Source organism: Kitasatospora sp. NPDC048407, assembly GCF_043200475.1.
In the GTDB taxonomy this organism is placed as follows: Bacteria; Actinomycetota; Actinomycetes; order Streptomycetales; family Streptomycetaceae; genus Kitasatospora.
This window is the reverse complement of sequence record NZ_JBICXW010000036.1, coordinates 15,534-31,480: the sequence shown is the minus strand read 5'-3', so window position 1 is coordinate 31,480 and position 15,947 is coordinate 15,534. Positions and strand designations below refer to the sequence as shown.

General features: G+C 71.5%; 16 protein-coding genes and 1 pseudogene. 10 read left to right on the top strand and 7 right to left on the bottom strand.

All coding sequences use genetic code 11. From position 1 onward, the window contains the following. Window positions 1-2: 2 nt before the first annotated feature. Both ACGFWJ_RS34980 and ACGFWJ_RS34975 read right to left on the bottom strand, forming a co-directional pair. A complete protein-coding gene (locus tag ACGFWJ_RS34980) occupies window positions 3-665 on the bottom strand; it encodes a class I SAM-dependent methyltransferase (protein ID WP_387641617.1) in 663 nt (220 codons plus the stop codon). A gap of 102 nt (window positions 666-767) precedes the next feature. Continuing rightward, the gene (locus tag ACGFWJ_RS34975; protein WP_392956713.1) at window positions 768-2,594 is read right to left on the bottom strand and encodes a BTAD domain-containing putative transcriptional regulator; all 1,827 of its coding nucleotides are present in this window, start codon (window positions 2,592-2,594) and stop codon (window positions 768-770) included. A gap of 470 nt (window positions 2,595-3,064) precedes the next feature. Between ACGFWJ_RS34975 and ACGFWJ_RS34970 the strand changes: the two genes are divergently transcribed. The 3 genes from ACGFWJ_RS34970 to ACGFWJ_RS34960 all read left to right on the top strand — a co-directional run bounded on the left by ACGFWJ_RS34970 (window position 3,065) and on the right by ACGFWJ_RS34960 (window position 6,234). Beyond that, window positions 3,065-3,826 (top strand): thioesterase II family protein, encoded by a 762-nt coding sequence (locus tag ACGFWJ_RS34970; RefSeq protein ID WP_392956701.1) that lies wholly within the window; start codon window positions 3,065-3,067, stop codon window positions 3,824-3,826. A 369-nt stretch (window positions 3,827-4,195) separates the two neighbouring features. Further along, the gene (locus ACGFWJ_RS34965; RefSeq protein WP_392956699.1) at window positions 4,196-5,158 is read left to right on the top strand and encodes an ACP S-malonyltransferase; all 963 of its coding nucleotides are present in this window, start codon (window positions 4,196-4,198) and stop codon (window positions 5,156-5,158) included. Continuing rightward, window positions 5,155-6,234: an arylcarboxylate reductase gene (locus tag ACGFWJ_RS34960; protein WP_392956698.1), complete on the top strand. Its 1,080-nt coding sequence runs from the start codon at window positions 5,155-5,157 to the stop codon at window positions 6,232-6,234. The genes ACGFWJ_RS34965 and ACGFWJ_RS34960 overlap by 4 nt, the downstream gene beginning before the upstream one ends. Window positions 6,235-6,300: 66 nt before the next feature. Here ACGFWJ_RS34960 and ACGFWJ_RS34955 read toward each other — a convergent pair whose 3' ends face one another. Beyond that, a complete protein-coding gene (locus ACGFWJ_RS34955) occupies window positions 6,301-7,470 on the bottom strand; it encodes a serine hydrolase domain-containing protein (RefSeq protein ID WP_392956696.1) in 1,170 nt (389 codons plus the stop codon). Window positions 7,471-7,672: 202 nt separating this feature from the next. Between ACGFWJ_RS34955 and ACGFWJ_RS34950 the strand changes: the two genes are divergently transcribed. Next, entirely contained in the window at window positions 7,673-8,620 is a 948-nt protein-coding gene (locus tag ACGFWJ_RS34950; protein WP_392956694.1) for a hypothetical protein, read from the top strand. Between the two features lie 39 nt (window positions 8,621-8,659). On the opposite strand, the gene ACGFWJ_RS34945 is transcribed toward ACGFWJ_RS34950, so the two are convergent. Then, complete coding sequence (locus tag ACGFWJ_RS34945) at window positions 8,660-9,424, bottom strand: methyltransferase domain-containing protein (RefSeq protein ID WP_392956693.1); 765 nt, start codon at window positions 9,422-9,424, stop codon at window positions 8,660-8,662. A gap of 186 nt (window positions 9,425-9,610) precedes the next feature. On the opposite strand from ACGFWJ_RS34945, the gene ACGFWJ_RS34940 reads away from it, so the two are divergent. Both ACGFWJ_RS34940 and ACGFWJ_RS34935 read left to right on the top strand, forming a co-directional pair. After that, entirely contained in the window at window positions 9,611-9,826 is a 216-nt protein-coding gene (locus ACGFWJ_RS34940) for a cold-shock protein (protein ID WP_387641639.1), read from the top strand. Between the two features lie 169 nt (window positions 9,827-9,995). Further along, complete coding sequence (locus ACGFWJ_RS34935; protein WP_392956714.1) at window positions 9,996-10,160, top strand: hypothetical protein; 165 nt, start codon at window positions 9,996-9,998, stop codon at window positions 10,158-10,160. A gap of 66 nt (window positions 10,161-10,226) precedes the next feature. Here ACGFWJ_RS34935 and ACGFWJ_RS34930 read toward each other — a convergent pair. Next, a pseudogene (locus tag ACGFWJ_RS34930) lies at window positions 10,227-10,745 on the bottom strand (HEAT repeat domain-containing protein); the annotation flags it as partial. Here ACGFWJ_RS34930 and ACGFWJ_RS34925 point away from each other — a divergent pair. Continuing rightward, window positions 10,744-11,418, top strand: coding sequence for a heme oxygenase (biliverdin-producing) (locus ACGFWJ_RS34925; protein ID WP_392956691.1), 675 nt, complete (start codon window positions 10,744-10,746; stop codon window positions 11,416-11,418). The pseudogene ACGFWJ_RS34930 and the gene ACGFWJ_RS34925 overlap by 2 nt on opposite strands. Window positions 11,419-11,510: 92 nt before the next feature. Continuing rightward, entirely contained in the window at window positions 11,511-11,831 is a 321-nt protein-coding gene (locus ACGFWJ_RS34920; RefSeq protein WP_392956689.1) for a hypothetical protein, read from the top strand. A 336-nt stretch (window positions 11,832-12,167) separates the two neighbouring features. Here ACGFWJ_RS34920 and ACGFWJ_RS34915 read toward each other — a convergent pair whose 3' ends face one another. Together ACGFWJ_RS34915 and ACGFWJ_RS34910 are read right to left on the bottom strand one after the other, a co-directional pair. Then, the gene (locus ACGFWJ_RS34915) at window positions 12,168-13,475 is read right to left on the bottom strand and encodes an MFS transporter (RefSeq protein ID WP_392956688.1); all 1,308 of its coding nucleotides are present in this window, start codon (window positions 13,473-13,475) and stop codon (window positions 12,168-12,170) included. Continuing rightward, window positions 13,472-14,080, bottom strand: a complete 609-nt coding sequence (locus ACGFWJ_RS34910) for an ArsR/SmtB family transcription factor (protein ID WP_392956687.1) — start codon at window positions 14,078-14,080, stop codon at window positions 13,472-13,474. Before ACGFWJ_RS34910 ends, ACGFWJ_RS34915 begins: the two co-directional genes overlap by 4 nt. Before the next feature lie 483 nt (window positions 14,081-14,563). Between ACGFWJ_RS34910 and ACGFWJ_RS34905 the strand changes: the two genes are divergently transcribed. Both ACGFWJ_RS34905 and ACGFWJ_RS34900 read left to right on the top strand, forming a co-directional pair. Beyond that, entirely contained in the window at window positions 14,564-15,364 is an 801-nt protein-coding gene (locus tag ACGFWJ_RS34905) for an alpha/beta hydrolase (protein ID WP_392956685.1), read from the top strand. Further along, the gene (locus ACGFWJ_RS34900; RefSeq protein WP_392956684.1) at window positions 15,354-15,815 is read left to right on the top strand and encodes a hemerythrin domain-containing protein; all 462 of its coding nucleotides are present in this window, start codon (window positions 15,354-15,356) and stop codon (window positions 15,813-15,815) included. Before ACGFWJ_RS34905 ends, ACGFWJ_RS34900 begins: the two co-directional genes overlap by 11 nt. The last annotated feature ends 132 nt before the right edge of the window (window positions 15,816-15,947 follow it).

Sequence of the window (15,947 nt, the reverse complement as noted above, 5' to 3'; positions counted from 1 at the left end):
TTTCAGCGCTTGCGGACGAGGGTGATCCCGTCGGCCATCATCAGCAGCGACAGCTCCACCCGGGGGTCCTCGTGCAGGGCCCGGTTCAGCGCCCGGACCCCGGCGGTGTCCGGGTCCACGGCGGCCGGATCCGCGACCCGGCCGAAGAAGAGGGTGTTGTCGACCACGATCAGACCGCCGGCGCGCAGCAGCGCCAGCGAAGTCTCGTAGTAGCGGACGTAGTTGGTCTTGTCCGCGTCGATGAACACCAGGTCGAAGCTCTCCGGTCCGCGCTCCGCCAGCAGCGCGTCCAGGGTCGCGGCGGCATCGCCGATCCGCAGGTCGATCCGCGAGTCGACCCCGTCCCGCTTCCAGAACTCGGCGCCGATGGCCGGCCACCGCTCCTCGATGTCGCAGGACACCAGCACCCCGTCGGCCGGGAGGGCGCGGGCCATGCACAGGGTGCTGTAGCCGGTGAAGGTGCCTATCTCCAGCACCGCCCGGGCCCCCGTCAACCCGACCAGCAGAGCCAGCAGTTGGCCCTCCTCCGCCATCACCTGCATGGCGGTGCCGCCCGGCAGGTCCGCGGTGGTCTCCCGCAGCTCCCTGAGCAGATCGTCGTCACGGAGGGAGACCTCCCGGACGTAGGCGAGCAGGTCGCGGGTGGCTGTTGTCTGGTCGGCCATGGCGAAGGGTCCTCTCGGAGGTGATCGGGGTCGGGGGAGATCGGGTCGGGGGAGATCAGGTCGAAAAGGATCGGGGCGAGGGACGGGCGGGCCGCCGGGAGGTCACCCGGCGCGCATGTACGGCTGGTCGTGCTGCCGGACGGCGACCGCCTGCGCCCGCTCGTGGGCGTAGGCCTGCAGCAGGGCGTCCAGTCGGTAGCGGCCCGCCGTCGGCGCGCCCAGCAGGTTCGCCTCGACCAGGGCGTCCAGGGCCTCCTCGGCCTGCTCCTCGGAGCAGCCGAACATCATCGCGACCCGGCTGCCGGAGACCGAACACGCTCCGGCGGCCCCCAGCGCGGTGAACACCTCGGCCGGGTCGATCCCGGCCGGAGCGGTCCGCCGGAGCCCGGCGTGGTCGGCGTCGAGGCAGGGCCGGACACCGAGGTCGCCCGCGTGCAGTTCGTCCAGCAGCTGCGGGGCCTCGGTGAGCCGTCGGGCTAAGTACCCGATGCTCCAGTGCGGGCGCTCCAGCAGCCGGGTCCCCGCGATCCGTATCGCCAGCGGCAGGCCCGCGCAGACCGTCAGCACCGCACGGGCCGCCTGCGGTTCGGCACCGACCCTGGCCGGGCCGACGATGTTCCCCAGCAGCTCCAGCGACCCGGCCTCGTCGAGCGGGCCGAGCTGGAGGGTGCGCGCCCCCTCCAGGTCGGCCAGTCGCCGCCGGCTGGTCACCAGCAGCCTGCTGCCCCCGCTGCCCGGTATCAGCGGCCGCACCTGCGCGGTGCTGGACGCGTTGTCGAGCACCACCAGCAGGCGACGGCCCGCGGTGAGCGAGCGGTAGAGGCTCTCCCGCTCCGACGACTCCTCGGGTATCTCGTCCCGGGGCACCCCGAGGTCCGCCAGGAACCGCGGCAGGACCGCCCGGGCGGTCAGCGGCCGGGCGGCTCCGCCGAGATCCGCGTAGAGCTGGCCGTGCACCGAGGCGCCGCGTACCGCGTGCGCCGCGTGCAGGGCCAGCGCGCTCTTGCCGACACCGCCCCGGCCGGTCACCACCGCCGTCGCCACCATGCCCGCGGGCATCGAGCCGGTCGTGAGGAAGTGCTGCAGCCGGGTCAGCGCACCGGAGCGGGCCGACAGCGGCAGCGGCACCGAGGGGAGCTGCGCCGGACTCGGCCGGAAGGGTCTGTCCCAGACGGCGGCCGGCGCCGACGCGGGGGCCGCCGCCCGGGCCGTCGCGGGCTGCTCCGGCGAGCCGGGCGTACCGGGCCGGTCGGGGACCGAGAGGATGCGCCGGTGGACCTCGCGCAGATCGGCGCTCGGTTCGGTGCCGAGCTGCTCGACGAGCAGCACCCGGGTGCGCCGGTAGAGGTCCAGGGCCTCCGACTGCCGTCCCGAGCGGAACAGCGCCAGCATCAGCTTGCCCACCAGGGCCTCCCGCAAGGGGTGCTTCCGCACCAGCCGCACCAGCTCCGGCACGACCTCGGCGTGCCGCAGCAGCGCCAGCTCCGCGTCGAACCGCAGCTCCATCGTCTGCAGGCGGAGCTCCTGGAGGTAGCGGCCCTCCACGTCGCGCAGCGTCTGCGACGGGATGTCCGCCAGCGGCTCCTCGCGCCACAGGGCGAGCGCCTCGGCCAGCGCGGCGGAGGAGCCCTCCAGGTCTCCGCGCTCGGCCAGCTCCGCCGCGCGCCGGCGGTGGGCCGTGAACTGCCCGAGGTCGCTCTCGTGCTCGCCGAGTTCGAGGAGGTAGCCGGGCGCCCGGGTGAGGATCCGGGCGGAGGCGATCTCGCCCAGCGACTGCCGCAGGCGCATCACGTAGGTGCGGATGGTCGCGGCGGCACTCGGCGGCGGGGCGCCGTCCCAGACGTACTCGGCGATCCGGTCGACCGAGATCACCCGGTTGGCGTTGAAGAGGAGCGCTGCCATGACCACGCGTTGCCTCGGCGCCGACACGTGCACCTCGCACGCGTTCAACCGGATGGACAGCGGGCCCAGCAACAGGAAGTTCAAGGGGAGAGTCCTCTTCGTCGCACGGCCGGTGAACAACGCTGCCTCCAGCCTCTTTGGGGGACCGTGTACGCGTCAACGCGGTCCTGTCGGACCGGTGCCGCCGAGTCGGAGCCAAGTAAAGCCCACCGGATTGCTCCGTTTCGCAACGTCCTCGCCAATCACCGGAGAAGATGGCCGGAATTGACCCCGGACATGAGCGGATCGATGCGCTCCGGTGAGTACTTGCTGACATTCCGAGCGGTATGGCAGGCTGCTGTCATATGCGGTGCCCGTGAGTCGCCGATCGCCGTCGATCGAAGCTCTCCGTATAAGCGCGCACCCGACGGCCCGTCGGTGCGGAGGATGTCCTGACCGAGCACCACACCCCGCCCGCCGGCACCGCGCGGATTTCGAGAAGAGAATGAAAGGCCGACATGACCTCCCTCTCTTTGGACAGCGACCTGTGGTGCCGTCGCTTCCACCCCTCGCCGGCGGCCACCCGCCGCCTGGTCTGCTTTCCGCACGCCGGCGGCTCGGCGAGTTTCTACTTCCCGGTGTCCGCCGCACTGCAGGGCCCGGTCGACGTCCTGGCCGTGCAGTACCCCGGCAGGCAGGACCGCCGGGAGGAAGCCGGCGTCCACGACCTGCACCGCGTCGCCGACGAGGTGGCCCGAGCGCTGCGCCGCTGGGACGACCTCCCCCTGACCCTCTTCGGGCACAGCATGGGCGCGCTCGTCGCTTTCGAGGTGGCCCGGCGGATCGAGCGCGCGGGCGGCCGGATCGACCACCTCTTCCTCTCCGGCCGCAAGGGGCCGTCCGCGGACCGGCCCGACTCCTCCCACCCGGTCGACGACGAGGGCATCGTGGCCGAGCTCAGGGCCATGAGCGGCACCGACGCCCGACTCCTGGAGGACGAGGAACTGCTGGCGATGGTGCTGCCCGCGCTGCGCGGCGACTACCGCGCGGTGGGGGCCTACCGCGCCGACCGCGACGCCGCGGTCGGCTGCCCGGTCACCGCCCTGGTGGGGGACCAGGACCGCTGGGCGCCGGTCCCCGAGGTCGGGCGCTGGCGCGAGCGCACGACGGCCGCGTTCGACCTCAAGGTCTTCCCCGGCGGGCACTTCTACCTCAGCAGCCGGGCGGACGAGGTGACCGCCGTGCTCCGCGACCACCTCACCGGCGCGCTGCGCGCCTGAACGCCCGGACGGCGGGGAAACGGACGTGCCCGGCTCAGGGGTACGGACACCCCGTGTTCTCCCGGAATTCCCCGAGTCCTGGGAGAGGACGGGGTGTGCCGTTTCCTCCGTCTCCCGCCGTGCGAGTCCACCTGGAGTTGCCGCGGGCCGAGAAAATCCCTTTCGAAGGCGGGAAATTCAACTCCGCCACTGTGCTGCCGGAGATTTTCCCAGATCCGGATATCGTCTCGATATCGCGTCGCGAGACCGGTTACCGAGCGTCCGGTCGGACGCCGGATTCTGCGGCATTGTGCGGCCGGGTTCACTCTGCCGCACCACGCCCAATCCGCACCACCGTTCCCTCCTTTCACACCATTCACAGGAGCTGTCATGAGTCTGGGGTACCTGTTCGGCGGCGGCGTCGGGACCGAGCCGCACGGCCTGGAGCTCTACCGGACCTACGAGGTCGTGCGGGACTGGTACGAGCAAGTCTCCGCGTGGACCGGACTGACGGTCGGACAGATCCTGGAGGAGGACCTCCCGACCGCCCAGGAGGAGCGCCAGAGCGTCGGCACGGTCCGCGAAGCCGCCCTCGCGATCGGCGTGCACGACGTGCTCGCCTCGTTCAACCTGCGCCCCGCGGCCATCGGCGGCCTCAGCCTCGGCGCGATGACCGCCAGCTGCCTCGCCGGATCGCTGGGGCGACGGGAACTGTTCGAGATGCTGGCCGGATCCCGCGACACCCCCGAACCGCCCGCCGAAGACCCTCGGCAGGGCATAGCCATCGCCTTCGGCTCCCTCGACGACGGCGCCCCCTCCCACCCCGGCGAGAACGTCCCCGGCATCTACCTGGCGGGCGACTTCGGCCCCACGGCCGACGGCACCAAGCGCATCATGATGCTCGCCGGCCACGCCGAAGCACTCGGCGCGCTCGCCGCCGAGGTCCCGCCGGGAACGGTCGTCCCGCTCCCCGGCCGCACCATCGCCGTCCACACCCCGCTGCGCCGGCCCTACCGCGACTTCATGGCCCCGCGGATCGACGCGATCCCCTTCGGCGACCCCGAGATCCCCCTGCTGTCCTGCCTGGAGCCCAAGGTCCTGCGCACCGGCGCCGACGTCAGGGACCTCTTCCAGCGCAACTCCACGGACCCGATCAGCCTGGTCGACGTCTACACCGGGATGAAGGAGCAGGGCGTACAGCTCGGGCTGGTGATGGGACCCTCGATTCCCGAGGGCATCCTCGCGTTCCCCTTCCCGGTGGTGCACATCGAGCGGCCCGAGCACGTCGAGCAGGCCCTGACCACCGCCTACGAGCTCGGCATCGACCTCTCCGGCGCCCCGGCCCTGTCGTGACCGCCCTCACCGGCACCGACCCGGACACCCAGATCGCGCGATGGCTGGACACCGACCTCGACGAGTGGACCCGCACCGTGGTCCGGCGGCACTTCGACCCGGTGACCGGAAGCCCCTACTGGCTCGGGCAGGCCCCCGAGCTGGACTTCGACCCGCGCGACATCACCCGCTACGACCAGCTCGTGGCCTTCGGCCCGTTCCCGCTCGACCGGCTGCGCACGCAGGACCCCGCGGACCTCGTCCCGCTGTCGGTGCCCAGGCCGCTCGTCGGCCGGGTCTGGGACACCGGCGGCACCACCGGCACCCCCTGCCGGGCGTTCTACACCCCCGACATGCTGCGGCACCGGGCGCTCTGGCGCCGCTGGTCCTTCGTCCGGGAGGGCTTCGCACCGGGCCGCACCTGGCTGCAGGCCACTCCCACCGGACCGCACCTGATCGGCAACGGCGTCCACGAGGTCTCCGAACTCCACGCCGGCCAGGTGTACGCCGTGGACATGGACCCCCGATGGGTGAAGCGCCTGATCCGGGCGGGACGCATGGCCGAGGTCGGCGACTACACCACCCACCTGCTGGAGCAGATCGCCGACGTCCTCGCGCCGGGCCGGGTCCACTACGTCAACACCACCCCGGCCCTCTTCCAGGCCCTCCGCCAGCACCGGCCCGAACTGGTCGCCGCCCTCGACGGCGTCCGCCTGAGCGGCACCCAGATCAGCGCCGACATGTACCGGACCTTCACCGCCGCCCTGCAAGGCGGGATCTGCGGGCTGACCTACGGCAACACCTTCGGCAACGCGGCCCTGCTGGACATCGAGCGGGACGGCGAACTGATCAGCTACGTCCCGAACTACCCGCAGGTCACCATGGCGGTGGTCGACAAGGCCGACCCCATGACCACGGTCGCCCCCGGCACGGTCGGCCAGGTACGGCTCACCGTCCTCCACGAGGACCTCTTCCTCCCCAACATCCTGGAACGCGACCAGGCCCTCCGTCACCCGACCGACCACTGGCCCACCGACGGCGTCGCCAACATCCGCCCCCTCCAGATCGCCAGTTCGTCCCCCGAGGGCCTCTACTGAGCCAGGGGCATCGTGGCGGGCCGGGGGACCGCCCCGCTCGGGTGGGGAGTGGGGCGGTCGGGCGGGTCAGGACTTCGGGCCGCAGAAGGTGAGGTCGATCAGGCTCAGGACGGCCGGGGTCAGTTCGGCGCCCTTCTGCGGGTCGTAGGGGTTCGCCGAGATGGCGATCTGGCGGGTGCCGGAGCGGTCGCCGAACAGGTAGGTGACGTAGCCGTGGATGCCGCCCGGGTGGCCCCAGACCTCGCCGCAGGAGGTCCGCAGCTGCATCAGGCCCAGGCCGTAGCGGGTCGGGGGCTGCTCGTCCGCCGCCACCGTGGTGGTCATCTCGGCGAGCTGCGCGGGTGCCAGCAGCCGGCCGGCGAGCAGCGCCGCGTTGAAGCGGGCCAGGTCGTCCGTGGTGGAGATGATCTCACCGGCCGCGCCCGCCATCGACGGGTTCAGCTCGGTGATGTCGGCCGGCCCGTCCGGCAGTGCCAGGTAGCCGTGGCTGTGCGGCCCCGGGACGGTGGTCGAGGTGCCCGGCAGGAAGGTGTGGCGCAGGCCCAGCGGCTGGAGCACCCGGTGGTTGACCTCCGTCCGCCAGTCGTTGCCGGTGACCTGCCGCACCAGTTCGCCCAGCACCAGGTAGTCGGTGTTGGAGTAGTGCCAGCCCTGGCCGGGCGGGAAGTACGGCGGGTGCGAGACGCCGATCGCGATCAGGTCGCGGGGGGCGAGGGTCTTCCACCGGTCCACGGCGAGGAGTTGACGCAGCGCGTCGTCCGACTCGTACGCGAACTTCGGGTCCTCCAGGAAGTCGAACAGGCCCGCGGTGTGGTTCAGCACCTGGCGTACGGTGATGTTCGCGCCGTTCGGGATCGTGCCCGGCAGGTAGCGCTCGATCGGGTCGTCCAGGCCCACCCGGCGCTCCGCCGAGAGCTGGAGCACGACGGTGGCGACGAACGTCTTGGTGACGCTGCCCGCCCGGAACTCCCCGTCCACCGGCGCGGGTTGCCGCGTGGTCAGGTCGGCGACGCCCGACGTGCCGCGCCACACCGCCCGCCCGTGGTCGCGCACCTCGGCGACCGCGCCGGTCGCACCCGCCCGCACGGTCAGCGCGTCCAGCCCCTGCTGGAGCGCGGCCCGCGGCGGGACCGGGCTGCCCGCGGTGGCTGCCCCGGCCGTGGGCGCCAGGGCGAACACCGACGCACCCGCCAGCAAGGACGCGGCCAGCCGCAGCGCGGATCGGTAATTCTTCACACGAGTCTCCTTCGACAAACGCTCAGATCAGAAGGGGGTTCGTCGCCGACAGCCTCACGGCTCCGGCGCCCCCACGGCATCACTCGCCGGGAGGAGAGACCGGAATGGAAGATCATTCTTCGGATGGAAGGGGGTGCGCCGTGACCCCGTCGAACGACGGGGAGCGCGGGGTGTGTCACGGGCGCCCGCTAACGTCCCGGGCATGAACGACTCCTCGCACGACCGTCCCGTCGTCACGCGCCTGGTGGACGGCCGGATATGCGCCTACCGGCCCTCCGGCAGCGCGGTGGGCGAACTGGCGCCCGTCGCCGTCTTCCGGCCGGTGGCCGGGGACGAGTTGGTGAGCCTGGCGGTGCCGGCCGACCTCGCCCGGGCGTACTACGCCACGCGGGACGGCGTGGTGTGCGTGGCGGCGGACGGACAGCAGGTGTGGCGCTTCGGGTCCGCGCCGGAGCAGGGCAGGTCGTGGAGTTACGCGCCGAACTGCGCACTGGCGCCGGACGGGCGGAGCGTCTGGGTCTACCAGCCGGACGTGATGGCCGGGCGCGGCGAGGCCGACCTCTGGACGGTGCTGGACGCCGCGACCGGCGCGCTGCTCGGGCGGGCCGAGTTGGAGACGGTCGGTCAGGGCGGCGAGCAGTGGGTGGACCGGGCGAGCGGGGCGATGCTGCTCGACGTCGGCGAGGGCCAGGACGGCACCACCGTGTACCGGGGCACACTGACCGAGGCCGGCCTCCGGGTCGAGCACCTGCCGTGGGACGACCGTTGCCCGATCGGCATGTCGCCCGACGGCCGCCACCTGCTGACGGTCGATCACGGGCAGGAGGACGCCACCGTGCTCGCGCTCCCCGGCGGCGAGGTGCAACTCACCCTCGCCCTGGGCGACTTCGGCGACGACGCCGAGCCGGAGGCCGTCGTCGAGTGGAGCGGCGGGTACCTGGACGCGGACACCCTGCTGCTCGTCCTGGCCGGCGAGACCGAGGACGAGCAGGAGTGGTTCCGGACCTACCGCGTCGATGCCCACGACGGCCGGGTCCTCGGCGAGTTGACCACCCACGGTGAGCATGCCTACGACCTGCAGCCGCTCGGCGACGGCAGCTGGCTGACCAGGGGACCGGCCGGGCACCCCGTGCGGTGGCTCGCACGCTGAGGCGGTGGGCGTCAGGCGGTGGGCGTCAAGCGGTGGGCGTCAGGGGGCGGGTTTGCGGGCCTCGATCAGGGTGCGGGAGGTGGTGGAGACGAACGCGCCCTCACGCGCGATGTGGTCGTGCAGCTCGCGCAGGCGCTCGCGGTAGCGCTCGACGGTGAAGTCCGGCACCGCCCAGACCACCTTGCGCAGGAACCAGACCACGGCGCCGACGTCGAAGAACTCCAGCCGCAGCCGCTCGTTGCGGCACTGCACGATCTCCAGCCCCGCCGCCCGGGCCTGCGCCGACTCCACCTCCGGCTCGCGCGAGTCGCCCACCTCGAACGGGCCGAGGAAGTACGCGGTCAGCTCCACGTTGGAGCGGCCGCCGACGTGCTGCGCGAAGTAGCTGCCGCCGGGGGTGAGTACGCGGGCGATCTCCGGCCACTGCACCGCGATCGGGTGGCGACTCGTCACCAGGTCGAACGCGCCGTCGCAGAACGGCAGTTGGGTGCCCTGCTGGTGCGTCACCAGGGCGGCGCCGAGCGGGTGCAGCAGGCGGGTGGCCCGGGCCGCGTTCGGCGGCCAGCCCTCGGTGGCGGCCAGGGTGGGCGGGAAGTTCTTCGGCCCGGCACCCGCCAGCACCTCGCCGCCGCCGGTCTGCAGGTCGAGCGCGGCGGTGGCGGCGGAGAGCCGCTCGCCCAGCAGCCGCTGGTAGCCCCAGGAGGGGCGCTGCTCGGTGGCCCGGCCGTCCAGCCAGGAGAAGTCCCAGCCGTCGACCGGGGCGCCAGCCGCCTCGTCGAGGAGGGCATCGAATGAAGCGTCCATGGCATGCATTCAACCCTGCCCCTCCCGGCTGCCGGTAGAGGTTTTCGCGCGGTGTCCACCAGGCCCGCCGGAAGGTCCGGCGGCTCGGGTGAACCGGCCTCCGGCGATCAACTCTCGTTCGGCAGCGCCCTGTGGAATGATCACGCCATAGCTGCAGACAGTAGCCACACCATCACAGGAGGAGACATGGCCGAGCGCCAGAACGGCACCGTCAAGTGGTTCAACGACGAGAAGGGCTACGGGTTCATCTCGCCCGAGGACGGATCGGCGGACCTGTTCGTGCACTTCAGGGCAATCGAGAGTCAGGGCTTCAAGTCTCTGGCGGAGGGGCAGAAGGTCACCTTCGAGGCGGTCCAGGGGCAGAAGGGGCTCCAGGCCGACAGGGTCCAGGTCGTCGGTTAGTTGCCGGTCGGGGGCGCTGTACCCGGGGGCGCCGTGGCCGAACGTCCGTCGTCCGGGTGCGCGGCCGCCCCCGTCGGGTCTCGATCGCCGCCCCGGCCGCCGGCGTCGGGAGTTCGGCCCGAGGGGCTGTTCGGTCCAGGCAGCCGGTGAAGTGGAGGTACTTCTCGGGGTGGTGCATCTGGTCGAGGCAACAGCGCAGTCCGTCACCCTCGTCGTCGACGCGGATCATCCACGGGACCGGGCCGAGAAGGGCAACGAGGTCGTCGGTGGCGGAGGCGTCCAGGAAGGCGCGCAGGTCGTCGGTGACGGGGCCGTCGGTGAGGCAGAGCCATGACAGGGCCGCGCACATCCGGACCTCGGCGGGCCGGGACGGGTCTTGCCACCGGGCGTACATCCGGTCGATGGTGGCCGGGTCGCGGTCTTCCCGGGCAAGCCGGCCCATCGCCAGGACGAGGCAGGCGCGCACCGCAGGATCGCCCTCGGCCTCGAAGCGGGAGTGCAGGGATTCCATGACCGGCTCGGACCTGCCCAGGGCCGCAGCCAGGGCGTAGGCGGCGTGCTGCCGGACCTCCGGGTCGGGATCGCCGAGCAGCGGCACCAGCAGTTCGGCGTCTGCCGCCAGGGCTTCGCGAGCAGCCTGGACCGACCAGTTCGCCAGGTAGCCGGACGGTTCGAAGACCGGTTGGTCGTCGGCGCGGGCAGCACGCAGCAGGCCGGTGCGGCTGCCGTCGCCGAGGTGCCGGCGGCGGGCCAGGCCCGCGACGAGCGCCAGAAACGCGGCACGGTGGAAAGGGTGCCCGACGGCGACGCGGATCGGGACGCATGGAGGGTTTGCCGACAGGGTGTCGGCAACGGCGTAACTTAGGTTAGGCTCACCTTTGTTGTCGGGGGAAGTCGATCTCTGGAGGCCCTGCCCCATGCCCAGCCCCACCCTGCTGCCCGTCCCGTTCTCCACCCAGCTCCGCACCGCCAGCGCGGAGGAGCACGAGGCGGCCGAACAGTCCTCCTTCATGAGTGACCTGCTCGGCGGGCGGCTCGGCATCGAGGCCTACACCGACCTCACCGGCCAACTCCTCTACGTCTACCGGGCGTTGGAGGCGCACCCGGCCGATCTCGCCGACCACCCCGTGGCCGGGCCGCTCCTCGACCGGGCCCTGCTGCGCACCGCCGCCATCGAACGCGACCTCGACCACCTGGCCGGCCCCGACTGGCGCGACACCCTCGCCCCGCTGCCCGCCACCACCGCCTGCGCCGAGCGGATCCACACCCTCGCGGCCGACTGGCCGGCCGGCTACCTCGCCCACCACTACACCCGCTACCTCGGCGACCTGTCGGGCGGTCAGATCATCCGCGGCGTCGCCGAACGCACCTGGGGCTTCGCGCGCAAGGGCGACGGCGTCCGGTTCTACGTCTTCGAGGAGATCGACAACCCCGCCGCGTTCAAGCGCGACTACCGCGCCAAGCTGGACGCCGCGGGCGAGCTGATGGACGAGGCGGAGCGCGGGCGGGTCGCCGAGGAGTGCAAGCGCGCGTTCACGCTCAACGGCGAGATATTCGCGGAGCTCGGCCGGCGGCACGCGCCGGTGGCCTGACGGACCGTCAAAAGCTCGCTGTTCGATGGGCGTTCTTCCGCAGGCCGGGACGGGGTGACACCGGCGCCGTTCGTTCGGGCATCATCGACGCCATGAGCGACACGCACCCCGACCGGCTGAACCAGTTGTGGCAGGACTTCCTCGCCCTGCCGTTCCCGCGCAGCTGCTACCGGCAGGCCCTCGACGGCGAAGACCTGGTCCTGCTCGACAGTCACCTGGCCGGCTGCGTGTCCTCCGCCCTGACCGGCCCGCTCGACCACCGTCGCCGCGAGGCCCTCCGGAACGGCATCGCGGCCGTCCACCGCGTCCTCCCCGCGCTCGGCGAGGACGCCGAGGCCCGCGAGTACTTCGTCCACCTGCGCGAACTCGCCGTCCTCGCCGCGGAACGCCAGGCCCCGGACGGGGCCTCGTAGGACCAGAGCACCCGCCGAGGGGCATCCGCACCAGGCCTGACGACCGGGCGGGCGGGTGGGGCCCGGTCTCACCGCCCGGAGCTCGCGGCTGCGGGGGCGCAGGGGTGCGGTAGGCGGCGGCCTGGATGTCGAACATCTTCGCGTAGGCGCCGCCGAGTTCCATCAGCTCCCGGTGGCTGCCGCCTTCGACGATCCGGCCCTCGTCGAACACGAACACCCGGTCGCAGGCGGTGGCGGGGCCGAGGCGGTGGGAGACCAGGACGGTGATGGTGACAGCGATTTTCGGGCAGTCGGGTCTGGGCGGCGTTGGCATGAACCCGGGTGGTTCTGCGGTGATCAGCAAGGCAATGGTCGCGCGTCCGTGTCGCTGTCCGGAGCTACCGGATTGTCGGGAGTCAGGGAGTGGATGCGTGGTATCGGCGAGGGCAGCAGCCAGAGCAGGGACAGCGCTCCGCCCACGGCCCCGATGAGCAGGGTCACCCGGAGGTCGACGAGGGTGGCGAGGAGACCGCCGACGACGGCGCCCACAGGGCGTAAGCCGTAATTGATCGTGCTGTACGCACCGGCGACTCGACTGCGCATGCCGTCGGGAATCACGTCCGCCTGGAGGGAGTTGAGGTTGACGTCGAACAGCATGACGCCGACTCCGGAGAGGAATTCGGCCACCGCCAAGGTTCCGGCGCGAGCCCATAGGGGGCCGCTCGCAGCAGCGGCGATGGCGATCGGTGCCGGGAACAGTACGGCGCCCACAACAATGCTGCGGCCAACGCCGAGCCTTCGAGAGAACTTCGGGGCGATTACCGCGCCAAGGAGCGAGCCGGTGGCGCCGATCCCGAACGCCATGCCGATGGCTCCCGCGGTCAGTCCGAGGTTTCGGCTGGCAAACAGCACGATCAGCCCGCTGCCCGCGACGAAGGTGAAGAAGTTGACGGTCGCCGCGCACCCGAGGCTCGCCCGCAGCACCGGGTGACGGACGACGAAGACCAGTCCCTCCCTGGCACGCCGCAGCAGCGAGGATGCCGCTTGGTCATGGGGGGCTGGCGGTTCGTCGATCGAAACCCGACCGACCAGAACCGCAGACGCCAGAAACGTCAGGGCGTCGACGACGACGGCGACAGGAGCGGTCAACGCCTGGATCAGAGCACCACCGATAGCCGGTCCGGCGACGTACGACGCTGAACGGCTGGCGCTGAGCTTGCTGTTCGCGTCGACGTAGGAGGAGCGTGGCACCAAGTGGGCGAAGAACGGTGGATAGGCAGTGTTGAACAGCACCCCAGCCGCGCCCGTCAGCAAGGCCACGACATACAACTGGCCGAGCGTCACTGCCCCCATGAGACAGGCGGCGGGGAGAGAGAGCAGCACCGCCGCCCGCACCAGGTCGGCGAGAACCATCAGGCGCCGTTTGTGGACGCGGTGGTCTACCCAGGCGCCGAGGACGATCGCGAGCAGGTTCGGGGTCCAGATAAGCGCGGTCAGCAACGCCACCTGATTGGCCGAAGCGTGCAGCGCCCCCACCGCGATCAGTGGCAGGGCCAGTTCGGTGATCCGGTCGCCGAACTGCGAGATCGACTGACCGGCCCAGAAACGACGGAACCGTCGATCACGCCACAGCGATACGGGTAAGGACTGGTCCGCCGCGCTCATGGCGTCCCGCCGGTCTGATCCTCGGCACCCTCGGGCAGGGCGTAACGCAGCAGCCTGACGCCACGGGCGTCGGCCGGCCGCGCGGCCTCGTCGCGCATCACGTAGGGGGCGAGAATGTGCTCCATTGCGTCCTCAATGGCGGCGAGTTCGTCGGTGGAGACGACGACACGGGTGTTGGCCAGGCCTGCAAGCCGCCGCCACACCGGTTCGAGCTTGGGTTCGACCTCGGCAGCCCACCGGTTCGGCAGGTCGCCCGAGCGCAGGAACATCTCCCGGGACAGGACCCGCGCAGCCGACCAGCCCTCCTCATCGTCCGGATCCTCCGGCGCCTCGAACCGGAAGCCCCGAGCTACCGCCTCCCACCGCCTCTGGCGACGGTCCGGGCCGGGCTCGGCATCGCGGACCAGCCCGAAGCTCGCCAGATGCCGCAGATGCCAGCTGGTCACTGACGGGGTTGCTCCCACATCGGGCGCGAGTTGCGTCGCCGTCGCCGGCCCGTGCCGCTGCAGGCGTTCGAGGATCGCCAGCCGCACTGGGTGCGCCAGCGCCCGCATCGCCTGCGGATCAGTGATCTCGATATCGCCCAGACGATTACCAGAATCCATGACGTGAGAGTTTCCTCTCACATAGTGTGAGAGTCAAGTCTCACATCTCCCGCACCGGATGCGCGTCCCAGCGGAGCAGGTGCGATCACCTGCTGGTGGTGGGCTGATCGGCCAGGTCAGGACGCTGGTCACGCGGCAGGTCCAGGACCAGACAGCTGCTACGAGTTCTCGATTCGGATCATGCGCCGGAGGCTCGCTCGGGCGGCGACGAGGTCGTCGTTGGTCTCGGCGAGTCTCCGGTTACGAGTAACCAGCATCCCGGTCGGAGGGGCCGCCGCGCGGCTGCTTGAGAAGGCGGCATACACAAGGCGCCGCTTGACGTTGCCGAGAACGCAGTGTGAGGCGATGACGCCGACTCGCGGTCCTCGGAGACTGCGTGCTCATCCTGACGCCATTGCGGCAGCGCGACGCAACTGCCCATCTGGCCTTGAAGGTTATAGTTTCAGGCAGCGTCGCGTGCCGGTGGCGGATGGATCGTCAGGCATGGAGGCGTCGTATCGGAAGGTGGCTCCGGCCATTCCCACCCCAATTTCACAGAAAATCACGCTTTACCCCGCCGAGGACCGGTTCTTCGGCCCCCGACCCGCCGTCCTCGTCCTGCCCGGCGGCGGCTTCCGGGAACTTCCACCGCACGAGGGCGAAGGCTACGCGCGCTGGCTGTCCGACCTCGGCATCCACGCCTTCGTCCTGCCCTACCGGCTGCTGCCGGACCGGTTCCCGGCCCCGCTCGAAGACGCCCGGGCCGGGTTGGACCACATCCGCAACGGCGACCACGGCCTCGACGTCGGCCGGGCCGGCGTCATCGGATCAAGCGCGGGTGGCCAACTCGCCGGCCTGCTCATGACCGGCCGGGTCCTGTCCATCGAGGAGGGCGTCGCCGACCCGCCCCGACCGGACTTCGCGATCCTGGCCTATGCGCTGGCCGACCTCGACCTGCTGCCGCCGTCGGTGGTCGAGAACCTGCTAGGCGACCTGCTGCCCATCAAGGACGAGCTGTCCCCGGCCAAGCATGCGGACGCGTCGGTGTGTCCGACCTTCGTATGGGCCACCGCTCAGGACCTGGCGGGCCTGCCCAACGCCCTGGAGTGGACCCGGGCGCTGGCGGCGGCCGCGGTACCGGTGGAGTTGCACGTCTACCCGGGCGGCAGCCACGGCGTCGGTCTGGCCGATGGCGTGGAATACGGCGGCGAGCCGCATAAGTTCATTGCGCGCGAGCCGCACACCGCGTCCTGGACGACCGCGTGCGCGGCCTGGCTGCGACGGGAGGGCGTTCTTGCCGACTGACCGCATCACCGCCTGGGGCGGGGAACTGCAGCGGGTGCACGGCAAGCTGCGCAATGCGCTGGCGCTGGCGCGGGCGGGGCTGGACGGCGGCGACCCCGCCGACGCCGCCACCGACCTGCTGTTGTTCTGCCACGGGTTCTGCGCTGCCCTGTCCGGCCACCATCGCGCCGAGGACGGTTCGCTGTTCCCGGAACTGGTACGGGCGCGACCCGACCTGGCGCCAGTGGTCGCGAAGCTGACTCAGGACCACAACATGATCGAGCACCTCATCGGTGGATTGCAGAAGGCGGTGGCCGACTCGACCGACCCGGAGGTGGCACACCGCCACCTGGACGGGATCGAGGCGGTCATGGAGACGCACTTCAAGTACGAGGAGAAGCAACTGGGGGCGGTGCTGGACGGCATGGACGCCGACTTCGACCGCACCGAGATCTTCGGCCCGATTAGCTGAGCCGCGTCCCGGTCGCGCCGCCCGCCGACGACGCGACCGGGAATCCCACCTGGGTTCGAGCGGAACCGCCACCGCCTCGCCCGGATCCTGAACCGCGACCGCCGAGGTTTCGGTGAAAGCGGTGAGACGGAC